Origin of the sequence: Cellulomonas fimi, from assembly GCF_028527925.1 — a bacterium.
GTDB lineage: Bacteria > Actinomycetota > Actinomycetes > Actinomycetales > Cellulomonadaceae > Cellulomonas > Cellulomonas fimi_C.
In genome coordinates this window covers 14078-32308 of record NZ_JAPESW010000043.1, presented here as the reverse complement: position 1 = coordinate 32308, position 18231 = coordinate 14078, and the positions used below count along the sequence as shown (strand labels likewise).

Genomic DNA, 18231 nt, shown 5'->3' with positions numbered 1-18231 from the left:
CGGCATGGTCGTCGACAAGTTCGGCACGACGTGGCTCGTCAACATCGCCGGGTCGGGTGCGGGGGCCGACGCCTGACGCGTCCCTCCGCCGGCGTCCGTCGACGCCCGTCGCCCTCCTGCTCCTCGCGCTGTCCGGCTGCGCGCTCCTCGGCCCCGACGAGGCCCCCCGCGAGTCCCCCGGTGGCGAGATCACGGCGTCGGCCGACGCCGACGTCTTCTCCGTCCAGGTCGGTGACTGCCTCAACATGAACGGGATCGAGGAGGACACCGCGATGGAGTCCCTGCCCGTCGTCCCGTGCGCCGACCCGCACGACGGCGAGATCTACGCCCAGACCGAGCTCCCCGAGGGCGACTTCCCCGGCGACGACGCGCTCATGACGCAGGGCGAGGAGTTCTGCAGCGCCGAGTTCGAGGCGTTCGTCGGCATCCCCTACGACGACTCCGCGCTGTACCTGTGGCCGCTGACCCCCTCGCAGGGCGGCTGGGAGACGGTCGACGACCGCGTCATCCAGTGCGTCCTCGACACCGACGGCGAGCTCGTCACCGGCACCCTCAAGGGCGCCGCGCGCTGATCCCGGACGCCGCGCGGGTCCCGCCGCCCGCGCGGCGTCGCCGGTCCGCGCGTAGCGTCGGACGCTCCCGGGGAGCCGGACGCCCCGCGGAGGGAGCGTCATGACGAACCGCCTGACCGCCAGCACCAGCCCGTACCTGCGCCAGCACGCCGACAACCCGGTCGACTGGTGGGAGTGGGGCGACGGCGCCTTCGCGGAGGCCCGCCGACGCGACGTCCCGCTGCTCGTGTCCGTCGGGTACGCCGCGTGCCACTGGTGCCACGTGATGGCGCACGAGTCGTTCGAGGACGACGCGACGGCCGCCTTCATGAACGCGCACTTCGTCAACGTCAAGGTCGACCGCGAGGAACGGCCGGACGTCGACGCGGTCTACATGGCCGCGACCCAGGCACTCACGGGCCAGGGCGGCTGGCCGATGACGGTCTTCACGACGCCCGAGGGCACGCCCTTCTTCTGCGGCACCTACTTCCCGCCGCGGCCGGTGCACGGCGTCCCGTCGTTCCCCGAGGTGCTCGCGGGCATCGCCGCCGCCTGGCAGACGCGGCGCGCGGAGGTCGACGCGAGCGCCGCGACGATCCGCGACGCCTTCGCCGCCCCGCGCTCCGGCCCCGCCCCGGCCGCCGACCCCGCGGCGCCGCACGTGAACGGAGAGCCGCGCGCGACCGTCGACCACGGCGCCCCGCTCGTCGCCGCGCCGGCGGCGGTCGTCGACGACTCACTCCTGGACCGCGCGCTCGACCGGCTGCTCGTCTCGCAGGACCGCGCGCACGGCGGGTTCGGGGGCGCCCCGAAGTTCCCGCCGTCGACGGTCCTGGAGTGGCTGCTGCGCAGGCACGCCCGCACGGGCGACGCGCGCGCGCTCGAGGCGGCGGAGCACACGCTCGACGCGATGGCCCGCGGCGGGATCCACGACCAGCTCGGCGGCGGGTTCGCGCGGTACGCGGTCGACGCGACGTGGACCGTCCCGCACTTCGAGAAGATGCTCTACGACAACGCGCTGCTCCTGCGGGCCTACGCCCACTGGTGGCGCAGCACGGGCTCCCCGCTCGCGCACCGCGTCGTCACCGGCACCGCCGACTGGCTGCTCCGCGACCTGCGCACCGCCGAGGGCGGGTTCGCGTCGTCGCTCGACGCCGACACCGACGGCACCGAGGGCGCGACGTACGTCTGGACCCCCGCCGAGCTGCGCGAGGTGCTCGGTGACGAGGACGGGGCCTGGGCCGCGGCGCTCCTCGACGTCACGGACACGGGCACGTTCGAGCACGGCACGTCCGTCCCGACGCTGCACGCCGACCCCGATGACGAGGACCGCGCCGCCGCGGTCCTCGCGCGGCTGCTCGCGCACCGGGCGACACGAGCGCAGCCCGGCCGCGACGACAAGGTCGTGTCCGCCTGGAACGGACTCGCGATCGCCGCGCTCGCCGAGGCGGGTGCGCTCCTCGACCGTCCCGACTGGGTCGACGCCGCGGTCGCCGCCGCGACGCTCCTGGTCGAGCTCCACGTCCGCCCTGACGGGCCGTCGTCGCTCCGGCTGGTCCGCGCGTCGCGCGACGGCGTCGCTGGCACGGCGGCGGGCGTGCTCGAGGACTACGCCGACGTCGCCGAGGGCCTGCTCGCGCTCGCGGCCGTGACCGGCGACGCCCGCTGGGTGCGGGACGCGGGCGGGCTGCTGGCGACCGTGCTCGACCGCTTCCCCGACGGCGACGGCGGCTTCTACGACACCGCGGACGACGAGACGGACCCGGTGCTGGCCCGTCTGCGACGCCCGCACGACCCCGCGGACGGGCCCACGCCGTCGGGTCAGGCCGCGGCCGCGGGTGCGCTGCTCACCTACGCGGCGCTCACGGGCTCGACGCGTCACCGGGAGGCCGCGGAGCGCGCGCTCGCCGAGCCGCTGCGCATCGCCGTCCAGCACCCGCGCGCGGCGGGGTGGGCGCTCGCGGTCGCGGAGGCGGTGCTCGACGGGCCGCGCGAGGTCGCGGTCGTCGGCCCGTCCGACGACGAGGCGACGCGCACCCTCCACCGCGTCGCGCTGCGCTCACCGGCACCGGGACTCGTCGTCGCGGTGGGTCCGCCCGGCGCGCCGGCCGTCGGCGGCGACGCGAGCACAGGCTCACGCGGTGCGGGTGCACCGGACGCCCCCGTCGTCCCGCTGCTGCGCGACCGCCCGCTCGTCGGCGGCCGTCCCGCCGCGTACGTCTGCCGCGGCTTCGTGTGCGACCGGCCGACGACGTCGCCCGACGACCTGGCCGCGGCGCTGGGCACCCGCTGAGCCCGCGCACGTCACTGCCGCCGCAGCACCTCCGCGCAAGCAGGACCGAGCCACGCCGACACCGGTGCTGAAGGGTTTCGGACGGTCGCGCCCAGCGGACGCCCAGGAAAGTCGCGTACCGTGCCGGGGTCCGCCGCCTGACCCCGGGCGGGACCCGATACGACGGAGGACCCTCGTGCGCCGCACGACCACCGCTCGCGCCGTCGTCGCCACGGCGACCGCGCTCGTCCTGTCCCTCTCGCTGGCCGCGTGCAGCGGCGACGGCGGTTCCGACGACTCGCCGTCGGCCGACGCGTCCGCCTCCGCGAACGCCGCGGTCGCCGCCGACAAGGCCGCGCTCGCCAAGGTGAAGATCGAGGGCGAGGCCGGCAAGGAGCCGACCGTCACGCTCCCGAGCACGCCGTTCAACGTGACGACCTTCGTGGCGCACCTCGTCGAGGACGGCACGGGTGACGAGCTGACGGACGGGCAGATCATGTCCGTCCAGATGCTCATGCTCAACGGCACCGACGGCTCGAAGATGGGCTCGACGTACGACACCGAGACCCCGCAGCGCATCAAGGTCGGCCAGACCAGCATCGCCGAGCTCGACACCGAGCTGAAGGGCGCGCACGTCGGCGCGCGCGTGCTCGTCGCGCTGTCGTCGGGCGAGAACAACACGCAGGTGTACGCGATGGAGGTCGTCGACGCGGTCGACGGCGCCGACCCCGCGAGCCTGCCGACGCGCGCGGAGGGCGAGGCCGTGGCCCCGGCCGCGGGCCTGCCCGCCGTGACGCTGGGCGAGGACGGCGCGCCGTCGATCGCGCCGGTCGGCGGCGACGCCCCGACGACGCTCGTCACGCAGCCGCTCATCACGGGCACCGGCAAGACGGTCGAGGAGAACGACTTCGTCACCGTCAAGTACACCGGCTGGCTGTGGGACGGCACGCAGTTCGACTCCGCGTGGGAGAAGGGCGAGCCCTTCGAGTTCCAGGTCGGCGCAGGCGCGGTCATCCAGGGCTGGGACACGGGCGTGCAGGGGCAGACGGTCGGCAGCCAGGTCCTGCTCGTCGTCCCGCCGGACCAGGGCTACGGCGACCAGGCGCAGGGCTCGATCCCGGCGGGCTCGACGCTCGTCTTCGTGGTCGACATCCTCGACGCGCGCTGACGCACGACGCTCCCGGCGGCCCGGGACGCCCCTGTTCGCGAGGGTGCGTCCCGGGCCGTCGCCGTCTGCCCCGGAGCCGCTGCCGGACCCGCGTCGGCAGCGGGCACGCGACCGCTGCGGACGCCAGGGCCTCTCGTCCTGCCGCGGCCGGGCGGGTCTGGCTAGTGTGGTCGCACGTGCCCCCGGGGAACCGCCGGGAGGCGGCCGGGAGACGACGATGGACCAGGCAACGACGCCGAGGATCCGCACGGTGGCCCTGCTGGGCGCCGCCGGCGCGGGCAAGACGACGCTCGTCGAGGAGCTGCTCCACCAGGCCGGGGTGCTGACCCGGCCGGGTCGCGTGGAGGACGGCTCGACGGTGAGCGACCACGAGCCGGAGGAGGTCGCCCGCGGCATCTCGCTCGGGCTGGGCGTGGCGCCGTTCCGATGGCGTGCCCCCGACGGCGACTACGACGTGACGCTGCTCGACACCCCCGGGTCGCCGGACTTCGTCGGTGCGTGCGACGCCGCGGTGTCGGCCGCGGACCTCGCGCTCGTCGTGGTCAGCGCGGTCGACGGCGTGCAGGCGGGCACGCACGCGGCGTGGCGCACCGCGGCCGAGGCAGGGCTGCCCGTGATCGTCGTCGTCACCAAGGAGGACAAGGCGCGCGCGGACTTCCGGCACGTCCTGGCCGACCTGCGCGCGGCGTTCGGCGACGGGTTCGTGCCGCTCGAGCTCCCGCTCGGCGAGGAGTCGGCGTTCACGGGCGTGGCCGACGTGCTCACCGAGGAGGGCCTCGCGTACGACGCCGAGGGGCACCACCACACCGAGCCGCTGCCGGCCGACGTCGTGGACGAGGAGCACCGCCTGCACGACGAGGTGACCGAGGAGATCGTCGCGCACGACGACGAGCAGCTGGAGCGCTACCTGTCGGGCGACGTACCGAGCGCCGCCGAGCTGGAGCGGACGCTCGCGCACGAGGTCAGGGACCGGGAGGCTTTCCCGGTCCTCGTCGTCTCCGGGGTCACCGGGGTCGGCGTCGACCGGCTCGCGGACCTGCTGTGCGAGCTCGCGCCGTCGCCCGCGGACCGCACGGCCCGTGTGCTCGCCGGCGAGACGGTCGTCGAGGTCGCCGCCGACCCGGACGGGCCCGTGCTGGTGCACGCGTTCCGCACGCTCGCCGACCCGTTCGTCGGGCAGGTGACCCTCCTGCGCGTGCTGTCCGGCACGCTGCGCCCCGGCGACAAGCTCGTCAACACGACGACCCGCACCGAGGAGCGCATCCCCGGGCTCTTCCGGCTGCGCGGCAAGGACCACGTGCCGGTCGACGCGGTCCCGGCCGGGCACGTCGCGGCCGTCGCGAAGCTCACGGGCACCCCGTCGGGATCGCTGCTCGCCGACCGGACCGGCCCCGGCGCGTCGATGACGGCCGTCCCGCCGCGCACCCGTCCGCCCGTGTACGCCCTTGCGCTCGAGCCCGTCACGCAGTCCGACGACGACCGCCTCTCCGCGGCCCTGACCCGGCTCGTCGCCGAGGACACCACGCTCACCGTCGACCGCAGCACCGACCGGACGATCCTGCGCGGCCTCGGCGACACGCACCTCGCGGTCGCGCTCGAGCGCCTCGCGCGCGTCTTCGGCGTGCACGTCCGGACGTCGCCCGTGCCGGTCGGCTACCGGGAGACCATCCGCAAGCCCGTCGAGGCCGAGGGCAAGGTCAAGAAGCAGTCGGGCGGGCACGGGCAGTACGCCGTCGTGCAGCTGCGCGTCTCGCCCGCGCCGCACGGGTCGGGCTTCGAGTTCGTCGACAAGGTCGTCGGCGGTGCCATCCCGCGCGGCTACCTGCCCGCGGTGCAGAAGGGCGTCGTCGAGGCGATGGAGCACGGCGGCCCGCACGGGTACCCCGTCGTCGACCTGCGCGTCGAGGTGTACGACGGCAAGGCGCACTCGGTCGACTCGTCCGACATGGCGTTCCGCACCGCGGCCGCGACGGGCGTCCGCGAGGCGCTCGCCGCTGCCGGGACCGTCGTGCTCGAGCCGATCTGCCACGTCTCGGTCGTCGTCCCGACGGCCGCGCAGGGCGACGTCATGAGCGACCTGTCGTCGCGGCGCGGCCGCATCACCGCGACGACGTCGCTCGACGACGGCACCGTCCGGATCGAGGCGTCCGTGCCGGAGGCCGAGCTCGCCCGGTACGCGCTCGACCTGCGCTCGCTCACGGGCGGCCGCGCCGAGCTCACGATGACCCCGGACCGGTTCGAGGTCTGCCCCGACCACCTCGTCCCCGCCTGACCCGGACGTCCGGACCGCGACGGCCCTACGCTCGGGCGCATGGCCCGCTACTTCGACGTCCACCCGCACGACCCGCAGCCCCGGGCGATCGCGCAGGTCGTCGACCTGCTGCGGAACGGCGGCCTCGTCGTCTACCCGACCGACTCCTGCTACGCGCTCGGCTGCCGGGTCGGCGACCAGGAGGGCGCCGAGCGGATCCGCCGCATCCGGCACCTCGACGACCGGCACCACTTCACGCTCGTGTGCGCCGACTTCGCGCAGCTCGGGCAGCTCGTGCACCTCGACAACGCGGCCTTCCGCGCGATCAAGGCGGCCACCCCCGGGCCGTACACCTTCATCCTCCAGGCGACGCCCGAGGTCCCGCGCCGGCTCGCGCACCCGAAGAAGCGGTCCGTCGGGGTGCGCATCCCCGACAACCGCGTCGCGCAGGCGATCGTCCGCGAGCTCGGCGAGCCGCTGCTGTCGTCGACGCTGCTGCTGCCCGGCCAGGACGAGCCGCTCACCGAGGGCTGGCAGATCAAGGAGGAGCTCGACCACCTGGTCGACGCCGTCGTGGACGCGGGGGACTGCGGCACCGTCCCCACGACCGTCGTCGACTGGACCGAGGGTGTGCCGGAGGTCGTCCGCGAGGGCGCGGGGGACGCGTCGCGGTTCGCCTGAGCGGCGCGGTGACCGGCGGCCGACGGCCGACGGCTCAGTCGCTCACGTCGACCGCCGTGCGGCCCGACCAGACGGCGCCGAACGGCAGGATCACCCACGGCTGCGACGTCGCGGGGGGCAGCACGGTGTGCAGCCAGGCGGCGTCGGCACCGTCCGCCGGCGCGCTGCCCGTCCCCGGGCACGTCGGGCACCCGCAGTAGCAGTCGACCCGACCGGCCGGCCCCTCGGACGAACCCGTGACGGCTCGCTCCATGTCTCGCCTCCTTCGACGTGCCGGAAGGATGCGCGGTGGACGCGCTGCCAGGGAAGCGTCCCAGGTCACGAAGAGGTCCCGATCCGGTCGCGGTGTGGTCCGATGGGGGGACGGAGCGAGGCGGGAGGCGGCATGAGCGGCAGGCACGTCGGCGTCGTGGGACCCGGCGAGGCGTCGGCGGTGGACCTCGACGTCGCCGAGGCGCTCGGGGCGGGCCTCGCCGCGCGCGGTCACGTCGTCCTGTGCGGCGGGCTCGGCGGCGTCATGGGCGCCGTGTCCCGCGGCGCGCACGACGCGGGCGGCACGGTCGTCGGGTTGCTACCGGGCGACGACCGCGCCGCCGGGAACCGCTGGCTCACCGTCGCGCTCCCGACCGGGCTGGGTGAGGTCCGCAACGCGCTGCTCGTGCGCGCGAGCGACGTGGTCGTGAGCGTCGGCGGGTCGTGGGGCACGCTGAGCGAGGTCGCCCTCGCCGTCGGGACGGGCGTGCCGGTCGTCGCCGTCGGCGGCTGGGTCGTCCGCGCCGCGGACGGGCACGAGCCGGGACCGCCGCCCGGCGTCACCGCGGAGCGTCTGACCGGCGGCTCGTCGGGCCGGCCCGCGGTGCACCACGTGCCCGACGCGCGCGCCGCCCTGGAAGCCGTCGACGACCTGCTCGGCGGGCGCCGGTGACGGACCGGACCGACGCGCCGCACCCGCAGCCGGCGCGGCTCAGGACGCCGCCTCCGGCGACCGGGCCGACCCCGTCGGGTGCGTCGGACGACGCCGTGCCCGACGACGCACGACGGCCGCTGCTCGCGCGCGACGCCGCGACCCTCGACGACCTCGACGCGCTCGTCGTGGGCTGCCGCGCGTGCCCGCGGCTCGTCGCGTGGCGCGAGGAGGTGGCCCACGTCAAGCGCGCCGCGTTCCGCGACGAGACGTACTGGGCGCGACCGGTGCCCGGGTTCGGCGACCCGGCCGCGGACGTCCTCGTCGTCGGCCTGGCCCCGGCCGCGCACGGCGCGAACCGCACGGGCCGGATGTTCACGGGCGACCGGTCGGGCGACTTCCTGTTCGCGTCGATGCACCGGACCGGGTTCGCCTCGCAGGCGCTGTCGGCGCGTGCCGACGACGGCCTGACGCTCACCGGCATCCGCGTGACGGCCCCGGTGCGCTGCGCGCCTCCCGAGAACGCACCGACACCCGCGGAGCGCCGGACGTGCGGGCCGTACCTGGCGCGCGAGATCGAGCTCGTCGACGCGGCCGTCATGGTCGTGCTGGGCGGCTTCGGGTGGCAGGCCGTGCTCACGACGCTGGCCGAGCAGGGGTGGGACGTGCCGCGGCCGCGGCCGGCCTTCGGTCACGGGGTCGAGGTGCGGCTGCGACGGCCCGACGTCGGTGGTGCGCGGACCGAGCTGACGCTGCTCGGCTGCTTCCACGTGAGCCAGCAGAACACCTTCACGGGCCGGCTCACGCCGGTGATGCTCGACGCGGTCCTCGAGCGGGCCCGCGCTCTCGCCGAGGGCGCGTGAGCGGCGGCACTCGCGTGACACGCCCGGCACTAAGTTCAGTGGACTGAATAAGTCGTCTAGGCTGTCCGCGGACGTCGCGACGGAGCGACGCCCCACAGGAGGCGACGTGAGCGAGCAGATCCCCGGCGGGTACGTCGCCGGCATGACGTGGGGCTGGACCGGCGTCCGGGGCACGTGGGGCGGTGCGGCGGCGGAGCGGTCGATGGACCTCATGGTCGAGCGCCTCGGCGTCACCTGGACCGCGATCACGTTCGCCGCCTACCAGGACACCGCGCAGTCCGTCGACGTCCGCTGGACGGAGCCGCCCACCGTGACCGACGACGAGATCCGCTGGGCGGTCCGCGCCGCGAAGGCCCGCGGCCTGCGCGTCGTCCTCAAGCCCGTCGTCAACGTCGCCGACGGCACCTGGCGCGCGCACATCAACTTCTTCGACCACGACGTGCCGTGCGAGCCGACGTGGCGCGACTGGTTCGCGTCCTACACCGCCTACGTCGTCCACCACGCGCGGATCGCCGCCGAGGAGGGCGTCGAGATGCTCTGCATCGGCTGCGAGATGGTCCAGACGGACCGGCGCGCCGACGAGTGGCGCGCGCTGGTCGCCGCCGTCCGGGAGGTCTACCCGGGCCTCGTCACGTACAACTGCGACAAGTACCAGGAGGACCGCGTCACCTGGTGGGACGCGGTCGACGTGATCTCGTCCTCCGGCTACTACCCCGTCGACGACTGGGAGAACCAGCTCGACCGTATCGAGCCCGTCGTCGAGCGGTTCGGCAAGCCGTTCGTCTTCATGGAGGCCGGCTGCCCCAGCCGCGAGGGGTCGCCCGCGCTGCCCAACGACTGGTCGCTGCGCGGGGCGCCATCGCAGCGGGCCCAGGTCGCCTGGTACGAGTCCGCGTTCACCGCGAGCGCCCGCCGCCCGTGGGTCCAGGGCTTCATGCTGTGGGACTGGCCCGCGTCGCTGTACGACGAGGCCGACGCCGCCACGAACGACGACTACTGCCCGTACGGCAAGGCCGCCGAGGCCACCGTCCGCGACGCGTACGCGGACCGCACGAGGACACGCGTCTAGCGACGCCGGGCGGGTGGTCGCGGACGATTCCGCTGGCCACCCACCCCGATCCCGTCCACGCTGGCGCACATGGAGACGGCACCGACGCACGGCGGGGAAGCACGCGAGCGCGCGACGTGGCCGGACCGCGGTGACCTGGCGCGCGACGGCGCACGCCCACCGGCCGACCACGCGAGCGGCGCGGCGACCGAGGCGGGCGACGGCGACGTCCAGGTGCCGGTCGATGCAGGTCCCGGGTCGAGCCCGCAGGACGTTCCCGCGGGCTCCGTCGCGACGCCCGACGATGCCGGCCCACGCCCGCGTCCGGAGGGCGTTCCCGCGGGGCCTCGCTGGTGGCGCTGGTGGGGCTGACCCCGCCCGACCGGTGAAACGCACGGCCCGCGCGGCTCCGACCACGCGCCTCGCGTCGTAGCGTGCGACCGTGACGCCGCGCCTCGAGCTCTCGTTCCTCACGTTCGTCCCCTACGACGACCCCGCCGACGCCGGCCGGTCGCTGCGTGACGCCGTCGACCTGTTCCGGTTCGCCGAGGAGCTCGGCTACGACGTCGGCTGGGTCCGGGTCCGGCACCTCGAACGGTTCCTGTCGTCGCCGTTCCCGCTGTTCTCGGCGATCGCCGAGCGCACGACCCGGCTGCGCTTCGGCACGGCCGTGCTGCCGATGCGGTATGCCGACCCGGTGTCCGTCGCGGAGGACGCCGCGACCGTCGACCTGCTGTCGGGCGGGCGGCTCGAGCTCGGCGTCGCGGGCGGGATCAAGCCCGCCGCCGCGGTCCTCGACGGCGTGTACGGCGCGGGCGAGCGCTCGTTCGAGGACGAGTCCCAGGACCGGATCGCACGGCTGCGGGCCGCGCTGCGCGGCGAGCCCGTGGCGGTCGCGCCCTCGTCGGGCTTCCCGATCGCCGAGCCGGGCACACCGCTGACCGTCACCCCGCACAGCCCTGGTCTGGCCGATCGCGTCTGGTACGGCCCGGGTTCGCGCGCGACAGCCGTCCGGACCGCGGAGCAAGGCATGGACCTGCTCGTCTCGACCCTCAACACCGAGGACGACGGCCGGTCGTTCGAGGAGGGTCAGCGCGACCAGATCCTCGCCTACAAGGACGCGTTCGACGTGCCCGGCCGGACGCCGCGCGTCGTCGCCGGCCGCATCGTGCTCCCGAGCGTCAGCCCCGCCGACGACGACCTCTTCGCGGAGTACGTCGCCTGGTACGCGGGCCGCTTCGACGCGCGCGGTCGCCCGCACCCCGGGACGGGCTTCGGCGTGTTCTCGCCGACCCACCACGGCCCGTCCGACGCGGTCGTCGAGAGCCTCCGGGCCGACGTCGCGCTGCGCGAGGCCACCGGCCTCGACGTGGTCCTGCCCGCGAACGCATCGCACGCGATGAGCCGCCGCATCCTCGAGAACGTCGCGACGTCGGTCGCCCCCCACCTCGGCTGGACGCCGCGGACCGCGTCGTCCGAGAACACCGGGCTGCGTCCGGGCGTCACGCTCGACGACGGGGCCGCGCTGCTCGACATCATGGAGGACCGGTGAGGCCCGTCGACGTCGGGACCGCCCACCGGCGCTAGGCGACGACCCCGGCGTCAGACCGGAGCGTCCCTCAGCGGCCGGTGACCGACCAGACGCCGTCCACCAGGTCGACGAGGCGCGGCAGGATCGTGTCGCCCGCGACGCGCAGGCCGTCGTGCAGGTGCTCGTTGGTGATCCACACCTGCACGTTCCCGACGGCGTCCGCGGTGCGCAGCGCCAGGTCGAGGTCGACGTACGGGTCGTCGTAGTACTGCACCGCCGCGACCGGCACGTCGTTCGACGCGAGCCGGTCCAGGTCGTACAGCTCCGGCCAGTCCGTCCGCTCGGCCAGCAGGTGCGCGGCCGCCTCGAACGGGCGCAGCGCCGCCTGCTGCGCGTACATCCACGGGTACATCGCCTCGCCCGTGAGCAGCAGCGGGCGCGCCGACGACGCGAACGCCGGTCGCCGGTCGTGCTCCCCGGCCGCCGCCCACCCGCCCGCGCGGTCGCCCTGGTGGTAGATGACCTCCTGCAGCACCGCGTACAGCGGGTTCGTCTCGAAGCCCGTGCGCGCCGCGACCTCGGCGAGGAACGGCACCGACGGCTCGCCCGTCGCGTCGTCGAGCGCGGTGTCGAGCAGCCAGTGCAGGCCGCTGATCCCGGTGCTCATGCCGAGCGACATGCCGAGGGTCTGCAGCCGCTCGACGGTGAGCACGTCACCCCCGGGCAGCACCACGTCCCCGGCGGCTGCGCGATCCGCGAGCGCGCCGAGCAGGGCCACGTCGCCGGGGTGCTGACGCGCGAGCTCGCGGTTGCGCGCCTCCTGCCGGTCGAACGTGTGCCGGTACACGGTCTCGGCGTCCACCGTCAGCGGGGGCAGACCACCCGTGACGTAGCAGCGCGTCAGCGCCTCGGGGTGCCGCGACAGGTACGTCATCGTGAGGAACCCGCCGTACGACTGCCCGAGCGTCGCCCACCGCTGCCCGCCGAAGACGGTCGCGCGCAGGTGCTCGGCGTCGGCGACGATCGCGTCGCCACGGAAGCACGCGAGGTAGTCCGCGACGGTCGCCGCGTCGGCGCCACCCGCCGTCATGCGCTCGACCGTGCGTGCGTCGACCCTCGACGACCGGCCCGTTCCGCGCTGGTCCAGCAGCACGACCCGGTGCTTCTCGAGCGCCTGCGCGAGCCAGCCGCCCTGCGCCGGACGCGGACCCATGCCGCCGGGCCCGCCCTGCAGGAACAGCAGCAGCGGGAGGTCCTCCGAGGCACGGCGGGGGTCGACGACCTCCCGCGCGAACACGTCGATCTCCCCGAACCGGCTCGGGTCCGCACGGTCGACCGGGACGCGCACCCGGTGGTCGCGCACGGCGAACCCCGTCATCCGGTACCCGTCGTCCTGCCCGTCGCCGCCCGACCGCTCACCCATGCGCGTCAGCGTAGGCGTGCCGGCCGACCGTCCGACGCGGGGATCAGGCCCGTGCCTCCACCGACACGTCCGGCCCGGGGAAGACGAGGCTCTCGTGCCCGTCGTCGAACTTCACCAGGTACGGCCCGTCGGAGCCTCGCGCCTCCACGACCGTCCCGCGGCGATCCGTCGTCCCGACCGTCCGGCCGTGGACGACCACCGTGTCACCCACCTCAGCGTGCATCGTCGCTCACCTCGTCCTCCAGGCTAGACACCCGCGCGCCCGGCCACCACGCCTGCCGACGCGCGAGTCGGCGACGCGGCACGCACACTGGCGGGTGCCGGGGCGAACCGGCACCCGACGAGCCGGCAGGAGACGACATGGGCATCGACGACCTGGTCAGCAAGGCGAAGGGCGCCCTGCAGGGCCACGAGGAGCAGGCGAAGGACGCGCTCGACCGTGCCGCCGGCGTGGTGAAGTCGCGCACGGACGACGGCACCGACGCGAAGGTCGACGACGTCGTCGAGAAGGCCAAGGACTTCCTCGACCAGCAGAAGAAGCACTGACGAGCGACCGTCCGGGATCGGCGGGAATGGCGCCGGGCGACCAGAGGTTGCGACGGACATGCCTCTGACCGGTGAGTACGCACCCAGCACGTCCGAGTGGGCCCGCAAGCAGGCCGAGCTCTTCGAGGCCACCGACGGCCAGAAGGGCAACACGCTGCAGGGCAAGCCCGTCATCGTCCTGACCTCCGTCGGGGCGACGAGCGGCAAGCTCCGCAAGAACGCGCTCATGCGCGTCGAGCACGAGGGCCGCTACGCGGTCGTCGCGTCGAAGGGCGGGACGCCCGAGAACCCCGCGTGGTACCACAACCTCGTCGCGCACCCGCACGTCGAGCTCCAGGACGGTGCCGTGAAGCGCGACTACGAGGCCCGCGAGGTGTCCGGCGCCGAGCGCGACGAGTGGTGGGCGCGGGCGACCGCGGTGTGGCCGGCGTACGACGACTACCAGAAGAAGACGGACCGCCAGATCCCGCTCTTCGTCCTCACGCCGATCGAGCCCTGACCCCTCGACGACCGGCTCACGGGCCGGCCGCGACGCACACCTGCGTCCGGCCGGCCCGTCCCGTCTGAGCCCTCCCGCCACGCTCGTCCGGCCGGCCCCCAGCCTGACGTCAACGTTCCGCGTCGGCCTGACGTCCACGTTCCGCGTCGGCCTGACGTCCACGTTCCGCGTCGGCCTGACGTCCGCGTCAGCCCGCCGCATGGCGCTCCGACCGAGGCTGCGTTCCCCTCAGCCGAGCAGGAGCTGCCAGCCGCCGACGCCGAGCAGCCCTCCGAGGATCGGCGCCGCGACCGGCACCCAGGAGTACCGCCAGTCGGAGCCGCCCTTGTGCCGCAGCGGCAGCAGCGCGTGCACGATGCGCGGCCCGAGATCGCGCGCGGGGTTGAGCGCGGGTCCGGTCGGCCCGCCGAGCCCCGCGACGAGCCCCCAGACGAGGAAGCCGATGACGACGTGCGCGAGCCCGGGCTCGGTCGTCGTGAGCGGGGAGTTGACGATCCCGAGCGCGCACGAGAAGAGGATCACCGAGCCGAGCAGCTCGTTGGCGAACCCGTTGGGCCGCGAGCGCGCGGCGTTCACCGTGGAGAAGGTCGCGAGGATGTCGTCGGGGTCCGTCGTCGCGTCGTAGTACGGCTTGTGCGTGACGACGATGGCCAGCTGCCCCGCCATCGCGCCGAGCATCTGCGCGGCGATGTAGTACGGCACGTTCGACCAGGGAAACAGGCCCCAGGCGGCGAGCCCGAGCGTGAACGCCGGGTTGATGTGGTTGCCGCTGATGCCGCCGAACATCACGGCCGGGATCATCACGCCGAACCCGTAGCCCATCGCGATGAGCGACCACCCGCCGCGGTAGCCCTTCGACCCCTTGAGGTGGACGTTCGCGACGGTCCCGTTGCCCAGGATGATGAGGATGGCGGTGCCGATGAACTCGCACGTCACGCGGATCCAGAGCGCGTAGGACGGGTCCATCGGATGCTTCTCCTCGGCGGGCTCGCTCGGCGCCCGCACCGGCGTCCGGCGCGGGCGTCAGGTGGTGGTCAGGGCGTGGCGCTCGTGACGGGGACGTCGCTCGACTCACGCCCGGCCACGGAGTGCCGGTAGGAGTACACCGCATAGATGACGATCCCGACGAGCAGCCACACCGCGAACCGCACCCACGTCAGGGCGGTCAGGTTGAGCATGAGCCAGATGCACGCCACGCCGGCGATGATCGGCAGCGCGGGCGACCACGGGACCTTGAAGCCGCGGGCGAGATCGGGCCGCCGCTTGCGCAGGATCGGCACGCCGAAGCTCACGAGGACGAACGCGGACAGCGTCCCGATGTTGATCATCTCCTCGAGGAGCTCCACGTCGGACAGCCCGGCGATGAGCGCGACGACCACGCCCGCACCGATCTGCAGACGCGCGGGCGTCCGGAAGCGAGGCGAGGTGCGCGACATGCCCCGCGGCAGCAGGCCGTCGCGGCTCATCGCGAAGACGACGCGCGTCAGGCCGAGCAGCAGCACCATGAGGACCGACGTGAGGCCGACCAGGATGCCGACGCTGATGATCCGGCCCGCCCAGTCGGCGCCGACCAGCACGAACGCGGTGGTGAGCGACGGCGAGTCCGACGCGGCGAGGTCGGTGTAGGACACCATCCCGGTGACGACGATGGTCACCAGGATGTAGAGGACGGTTACCACGGCGAGGCCGCCGAGGATGCCGCGCGGGATGGTGCGCTGCGGGTCGTGCGCCTCCTCCGCGGTCGTCGCGACGACGTCGAAGCCGATGAACGCGAAGAACACGAGCGCCGCGCCGGACAGGATGCCCATGACCCCGTACATCGAGGGGTCCATGCCGAGCAGGAACGCGGTGAGCGGCTGCTCCAGGGAGGTCGCACCCTCGGCCGGCTGCGACGGCGGCACGAACGGCGTGTAGTTGGCGGCGTTGACGTAGAAGAAGCCGGCGACGATCACGAACACCGTGATGCCGACCTTGATGATCGTGAACACGCTGTTCACGCGCGCGCTGAGCTTCGTGCCGATCGCGAGCAGCGTCGTGAAGACCGCGACGATGACCACGGGCCCCCACTCGACGTCGACCGGTCCGAGCGCGAGCGTCGTGGGCACGTCGATGCCGAACAGGCCGAAGGCGTCGGACAGGTAGACGCCCCAGAACTTCGCGATCACCGCCGCGGCGAGCAGCATCTCGAGGATCAGGTCCCAGCCGATGATCCACGCGACGAACTCGCCCATCGACGCGTACGAGAACGTGTAGGCCGACCCGGCGACGGGCAGCGTCGACGCGAACTCCGCGTAGCACATGATGGCGAGCGCGCACACGATCGAGGCGATGACGAACGACAGGATGACCGCCGGGCCCGCGTAGTTCGCGGCCGCCGTCGCGCCGACCGAGAAGATGCCCGCGCCCACCGCGACCGCGACGCCCATGATCGCGAGGTCCCACGCGGTGAGGTTCCGCTTGAGATGCCGGTCCGGGTCCTCCGCGGAGGCGAGCGAGTCCTCCACGGACTTGCGTCGGAAGATGCTCGTCGACGTCGCCATCTCAGCCCCTTCACCGGCGTGCGCTGACGTGGGACAGCATGCCGGGGATGCGTGTGCTCGGCACCCCGGCGCGGTCGGCCGGTGAACGCCGGCGCACGTGCCTGGGGCTGTGGACGGCTCAGTGTGTCAGCGGGTCGGACGCCCCTCCCGGGACCTGCGCACCATGCGCACAGCGCCGGCGTCCACCACCATCGCGAGGCCCGCTCCGACCGCGTACGCGACCAGGTCGACCGGCACGAACGTCGTCCCCACGACGAACCGGCTCACCGGCACGGCCTGCACGAGAGCGGCCGGAGCGCCGGTGAGCTGCGCGACCTCGACCGCTGCGCACACCGCCGTCGCCACCACGCCCGCCCGCCACGGCGCGAGCCGCGGGACGACGAGGAGCACGAGCACGTAGACGAGCACCGCGTACAGCGCGTCACCGGCCGGGTCGGCCAGCGGTCCCGAGGCCGACGTCGCGACCACGAGGCCGGCGGCGACGACGACCACCACGGCGGCGAGCAGGACGGCGCGGGGACGGGCGAGCACGCCGACACCCTAGGCAGGCCGCTCGCGCGGTTCACCGGAGGGCGCGTGCAGGATCCGTGCAGGTCACGTCCACGACCCGTTCGCGCGCGTGGGCTCCGCGGCGGCGCGGGACCCGACCGTCAGGCGGACGTGCAGGTGTCCGACGAGCCCTCGTAGACGGCGATCTTGCTCTCGATCGCGAGCAGGTGCGTCGCGACCTCGTCGAGCTGCGCCCGGACCCGGTCGCGGTGCGCGCGCAGGAGCGCGAGCCGCTCGTCCTCGTTGCCCTCGCCCGCGCGGACGAGCGCGGCGTACTGCCGGATCTCCCGGACCGGCATGCCCGTGGCGCGCAGCTTCGTCACCAGCCGGATCCAGCCGAGGTCCTGCTCGGTGTACCGGCGGTGGCCCGACGCCGCGCGGTCGACGCTGTCGAGCAGCAGCCCGTCCCGCTCGTAGTAGCGCAGCGTGTGGGCGGTCAGGCCGGTGGCCTCGGCTGCCTCGGCGATGCTCAGGCTCACGCGCTCGACGACGACGCTCATGCGACCGATGGTGGACCTTGGAGTGCACTCGAAGTCAATCCCTCACGTCGACCCGGGGCCTCGAGCCGTCCACAGCCCGTCCCCGTTCAGCCCGCTCCACCGGACCTGCGGTGGCCCGTGCACCCGTGACCGCCGGGGCCGGATCCTTCCCGCATGAGCACCCGCGCAGACCCGGTCCTCGCGACCCTGACGGCGGCGGTCAGGGCCGCACGACGGCACCTGCGCGCACGTCGGACGTCGCTGTGGGTGCTCGTCCTGACGGTCGCGATCGGCACGGGCGTGCCCGCGTGGACGCAGGCACGGTCGTCGGCGCGCTATCCGGTCCTCGCGCAGGACCTCGCGGTCGCGCACGCGGTGCTCGACGAGCTCGAGGTACGCACACGTCCGCCGCCGCAGCCGTACGACCGCGCCGCGTTCGGGCAGGCGTGGGCCGACGTCGACCGCAACGGCTGCGACACCCGCAACGACGTGCTTCGGCGCGACCTCGACGACCCCGTCACGAAGACGGGCACGCGCGGCTGCCTCGTCCTGAGCGGGGTGCTCGACGACCCGTACACCGGCCGCCGTCTGGTGTTCGAGCGCGGTCCGTCGTCGGCCGACGTCCAGGTCGACCACGTCGTCGCGCTCGGCGACGCGTGGGTCGCGGGCGCGGCCGGATGGTCCGGCACCGCACGCACCGCCTTCGCGAACGACCCGGCCAACCTGCTCGCCGTCGAGGGAGGCGCGAACCAGGACAAGGGCGCGGACGACGCGTCGCGGTGGTTGCCCCCGAACGTCGGCTACCGGTGCGCGTACGCGGTCCGTCAGGTGCTCGTGAAGTCGGCGTACCGGCTGTCCGTCACGCGCGACGAGCGGCGAGCCCTCGCGCACGCCCTCGACGGCTGCGTGACGTCCTGAACGTCGGA

The 18231-nt window shown here is 74.3% G+C and carries 19 protein-coding genes; 12 read left to right on the top strand and 7 right to left on the bottom strand.

All coding sequences use genetic code 11. The features are described 5' to 3' along the window. The 5 genes from OMK64_RS16185 to OMK64_RS16165 form a co-directional block, all read left to right on the top strand. The coding region (locus OMK64_RS16185) for a septum formation family protein (RefSeq protein ID WP_272729390.1) at positions 1 to 572 on the top strand (572 nt) is incomplete at its 5' end. A 100-nt stretch (positions 573 to 672) separates the two neighbouring features. Next, positions 673 to 2844, top strand: a complete 2172-nt coding sequence (locus OMK64_RS16180) for a thioredoxin domain-containing protein (protein ID WP_272729389.1) — start codon at positions 673 to 675, stop codon at positions 2842 to 2844. 175 nt (positions 2845 to 3019) lie between these two features. After that, on the top strand, positions 3020 to 3991 hold the full coding sequence (locus OMK64_RS16175) for an FKBP-type peptidyl-prolyl cis-trans isomerase (RefSeq protein WP_272729388.1): 972 nt from the start codon (positions 3020 to 3022) through the stop codon (positions 3989 to 3991). Between the two features lie 217 nt (positions 3992 to 4208). Next, on the top strand, positions 4209 to 6263 hold the full coding sequence (locus tag OMK64_RS16170; protein WP_272729387.1) for an elongation factor G: 2055 nt from the start codon (positions 4209 to 4211) through the stop codon (positions 6261 to 6263). A gap of 39 nt (positions 6264 to 6302) precedes the next feature. Continuing rightward, positions 6303 to 6923 carry an L-threonylcarbamoyladenylate synthase gene (locus tag OMK64_RS16165; RefSeq protein WP_272729386.1) on the top strand — a complete coding sequence of 207 codons (621 nt, stop codon included), beginning with the start codon at positions 6303 to 6305 and terminating at the stop codon, positions 6921 to 6923. A gap of 34 nt (positions 6924 to 6957) precedes the next feature. Here OMK64_RS16165 and OMK64_RS16160 read toward each other — a convergent pair whose 3' ends face one another. Continuing rightward, positions 6958 to 7176 carry a hypothetical protein gene (locus tag OMK64_RS16160; protein WP_272729385.1) on the bottom strand — a complete coding sequence of 73 codons (219 nt, stop codon included), beginning with the start codon at positions 7174 to 7176 and terminating at the stop codon, positions 6958 to 6960. A 132-nt stretch (positions 7177 to 7308) separates the two neighbouring features. Between OMK64_RS16160 and OMK64_RS16155 the strand changes: the two genes are divergently transcribed. The 4 genes from OMK64_RS16155 (at position 7309) to OMK64_RS16140 (ending at position 11290) form a co-directional block, all read left to right on the top strand. Next, positions 7309 to 7848: a TIGR00725 family protein gene (locus OMK64_RS16155; RefSeq protein ID WP_272729384.1), complete on the top strand. Its 540-nt coding sequence runs from the start codon at positions 7309 to 7311 to the stop codon at positions 7846 to 7848. Positions 7849 to 7943: 95 nt separating this feature from the next. Further along, positions 7944 to 8690 (top strand): uracil-DNA glycosylase, encoded by a 747-nt coding sequence (locus OMK64_RS16150; RefSeq protein WP_272729383.1) that lies wholly within the window; start codon positions 7944 to 7946, stop codon positions 8688 to 8690. A 106-nt stretch (positions 8691 to 8796) separates the two neighbouring features. Further along, on the top strand, positions 8797 to 9759 hold the full coding sequence (locus tag OMK64_RS16145; protein WP_445292856.1) for a glycoside hydrolase family 113: 963 nt from the start codon (positions 8797 to 8799) through the stop codon (positions 9757 to 9759). 421 nt (positions 9760 to 10180) lie between these two features. Next, positions 10181 to 11290, top strand: coding sequence for an LLM class flavin-dependent oxidoreductase (locus tag OMK64_RS16140; RefSeq protein WP_272729382.1), 1110 nt, complete (start codon positions 10181 to 10183; stop codon positions 11288 to 11290). Between the two features lie 67 nt (positions 11291 to 11357). Here OMK64_RS16140 and OMK64_RS16135 read toward each other — a convergent pair whose 3' ends face one another. Together OMK64_RS16135 and OMK64_RS16130 are read right to left on the bottom strand one after the other, a co-directional pair. After that, positions 11358 to 12692: an alpha/beta fold hydrolase gene (locus tag OMK64_RS16135; RefSeq protein ID WP_272729381.1), complete on the bottom strand. Its 1335-nt coding sequence runs from the start codon at positions 12690 to 12692 to the stop codon at positions 11358 to 11360. Between the two features lie 43 nt (positions 12693 to 12735). Beyond that, a complete protein-coding gene (locus OMK64_RS16130; protein WP_124341762.1) occupies positions 12736 to 12915 on the bottom strand; it encodes a DUF1918 domain-containing protein in 180 nt (59 codons plus the stop codon). 137 nt (positions 12916 to 13052) lie between these two features. Here OMK64_RS16130 and OMK64_RS16125 point away from each other — a divergent pair, with 137 nt between their 5' ends. Both OMK64_RS16125 and OMK64_RS16120 read left to right on the top strand, forming a co-directional pair. Next, the gene (locus tag OMK64_RS16125; RefSeq protein ID WP_272729380.1) at positions 13053 to 13238 is read left to right on the top strand and encodes an antitoxin; all 186 of its coding nucleotides are present in this window, start codon (positions 13053 to 13055) and stop codon (positions 13236 to 13238) included. Between the two features lie 58 nt (positions 13239 to 13296). Then, complete coding sequence (locus tag OMK64_RS16120; protein WP_272729379.1) at positions 13297 to 13737, top strand: nitroreductase family deazaflavin-dependent oxidoreductase; 441 nt, start codon at positions 13297 to 13299, stop codon at positions 13735 to 13737. 228 nt (positions 13738 to 13965) lie between these two features. Here the strand turns inward: OMK64_RS16120 and OMK64_RS16115 are convergent, their stop codons facing one another. The 4 genes from OMK64_RS16115 to OMK64_RS16100 form a co-directional block, all read right to left on the bottom strand. Next, positions 13966 to 14703: an MIP/aquaporin family protein gene (locus OMK64_RS16115; RefSeq protein ID WP_272729378.1), complete on the bottom strand. Its 738-nt coding sequence runs from the start codon at positions 14701 to 14703 to the stop codon at positions 13966 to 13968. Between the two features lie 68 nt (positions 14704 to 14771). Then, the gene (locus tag OMK64_RS16110; protein ID WP_272729377.1) at positions 14772 to 16277 is read right to left on the bottom strand and encodes an amino acid permease; all 1506 of its coding nucleotides are present in this window, start codon (positions 16275 to 16277) and stop codon (positions 14772 to 14774) included. 126 nt (positions 16278 to 16403) lie between these two features. Further along, positions 16404 to 16808 carry a DUF2809 domain-containing protein gene (locus OMK64_RS16105; protein WP_272729376.1) on the bottom strand — a complete coding sequence of 135 codons (405 nt, stop codon included), beginning with the start codon at positions 16806 to 16808 and terminating at the stop codon, positions 16404 to 16406. 119 nt (positions 16809 to 16927) lie between these two features. Continuing rightward, positions 16928 to 17326: a MerR family transcriptional regulator gene (locus OMK64_RS16100; RefSeq protein WP_272729375.1), complete on the bottom strand. Its 399-nt coding sequence runs from the start codon at positions 17324 to 17326 to the stop codon at positions 16928 to 16930. A 153-nt stretch (positions 17327 to 17479) separates the two neighbouring features. On the opposite strand from OMK64_RS16100, the gene OMK64_RS16095 reads away from it, so the two are divergent. Next, positions 17480 to 18223 (top strand): HNH endonuclease family protein, encoded by a 744-nt coding sequence (locus OMK64_RS16095; RefSeq protein WP_272729374.1) that lies wholly within the window; start codon positions 17480 to 17482, stop codon positions 18221 to 18223. Positions 18224 to 18231: the final 8 nt, after the last annotated feature.

Excerpts from the sequence above, each read along its gene's own strand:
- OMK64_RS16180 (WP_272729389.1), top strand. The coding sequence starts at position 673 with ATGACGAACCGCCTGACCGCCAGCACCAGCCCGTACCTGCGCCAGCAC.
- OMK64_RS16170 (WP_272729387.1), top strand. The coding sequence starts at position 4,209 with ATGGACCAGGCAACGACGCCGAGGATCCGCACGGTGGCCCTGCTGGGC.
- OMK64_RS16165 (WP_272729386.1), top strand. The coding sequence starts at position 6,303 with ATGGCCCGCTACTTCGACGTCCACCCGCACGACCCGCAGCCCCGGGCG.
- OMK64_RS16160 (WP_272729385.1), bottom strand. The coding sequence starts at position 7,176 with ATGGAGCGAGCCGTCACGGGTTCGTCCGAGGGGCCGGCCGGTCGGGTC.
- OMK64_RS16155 (WP_272729384.1), top strand. The coding sequence starts at position 7,309 with ATGAGCGGCAGGCACGTCGGCGTCGTGGGACCCGGCGAGGCGTCGGCG.
- OMK64_RS16135 (WP_272729381.1), bottom strand. The coding sequence starts at position 12,692 with ATGGGTGAGCGGTCGGGCGGCGACGGGCAGGACGACGGGTACCGGATG.
- OMK64_RS16130 (WP_124341762.1), bottom strand. The coding sequence starts at position 12,915 with ATGCACGCTGAGGTGGGTGACACGGTGGTCGTCCACGGCCGGACGGTC.
- OMK64_RS16125 (WP_272729380.1), top strand. The coding sequence starts at position 13,053 with ATGGGCATCGACGACCTGGTCAGCAAGGCGAAGGGCGCCCTGCAGGGC.
- OMK64_RS16120 (WP_272729379.1), top strand. The coding sequence starts at position 13,297 with ATGCCTCTGACCGGTGAGTACGCACCCAGCACGTCCGAGTGGGCCCGC.
- OMK64_RS16115 (WP_272729378.1), bottom strand. The coding sequence starts at position 14,703 with ATGGACCCGTCCTACGCGCTCTGGATCCGCGTGACGTGCGAGTTCATC.
- OMK64_RS16110 (WP_272729377.1), bottom strand. The coding sequence starts at position 16,277 with ATGGCGACGTCGACGAGCATCTTCCGACGCAAGTCCGTGGAGGACTCG.
- OMK64_RS16100 (WP_272729375.1), bottom strand. The coding sequence starts at position 17,326 with ATGAGCGTCGTCGTCGAGCGCGTGAGCCTGAGCATCGCCGAGGCAGCC.
- OMK64_RS16095 (WP_272729374.1), top strand. The coding sequence starts at position 17,480 with ATGAGCACCCGCGCAGACCCGGTCCTCGCGACCCTGACGGCGGCGGTC.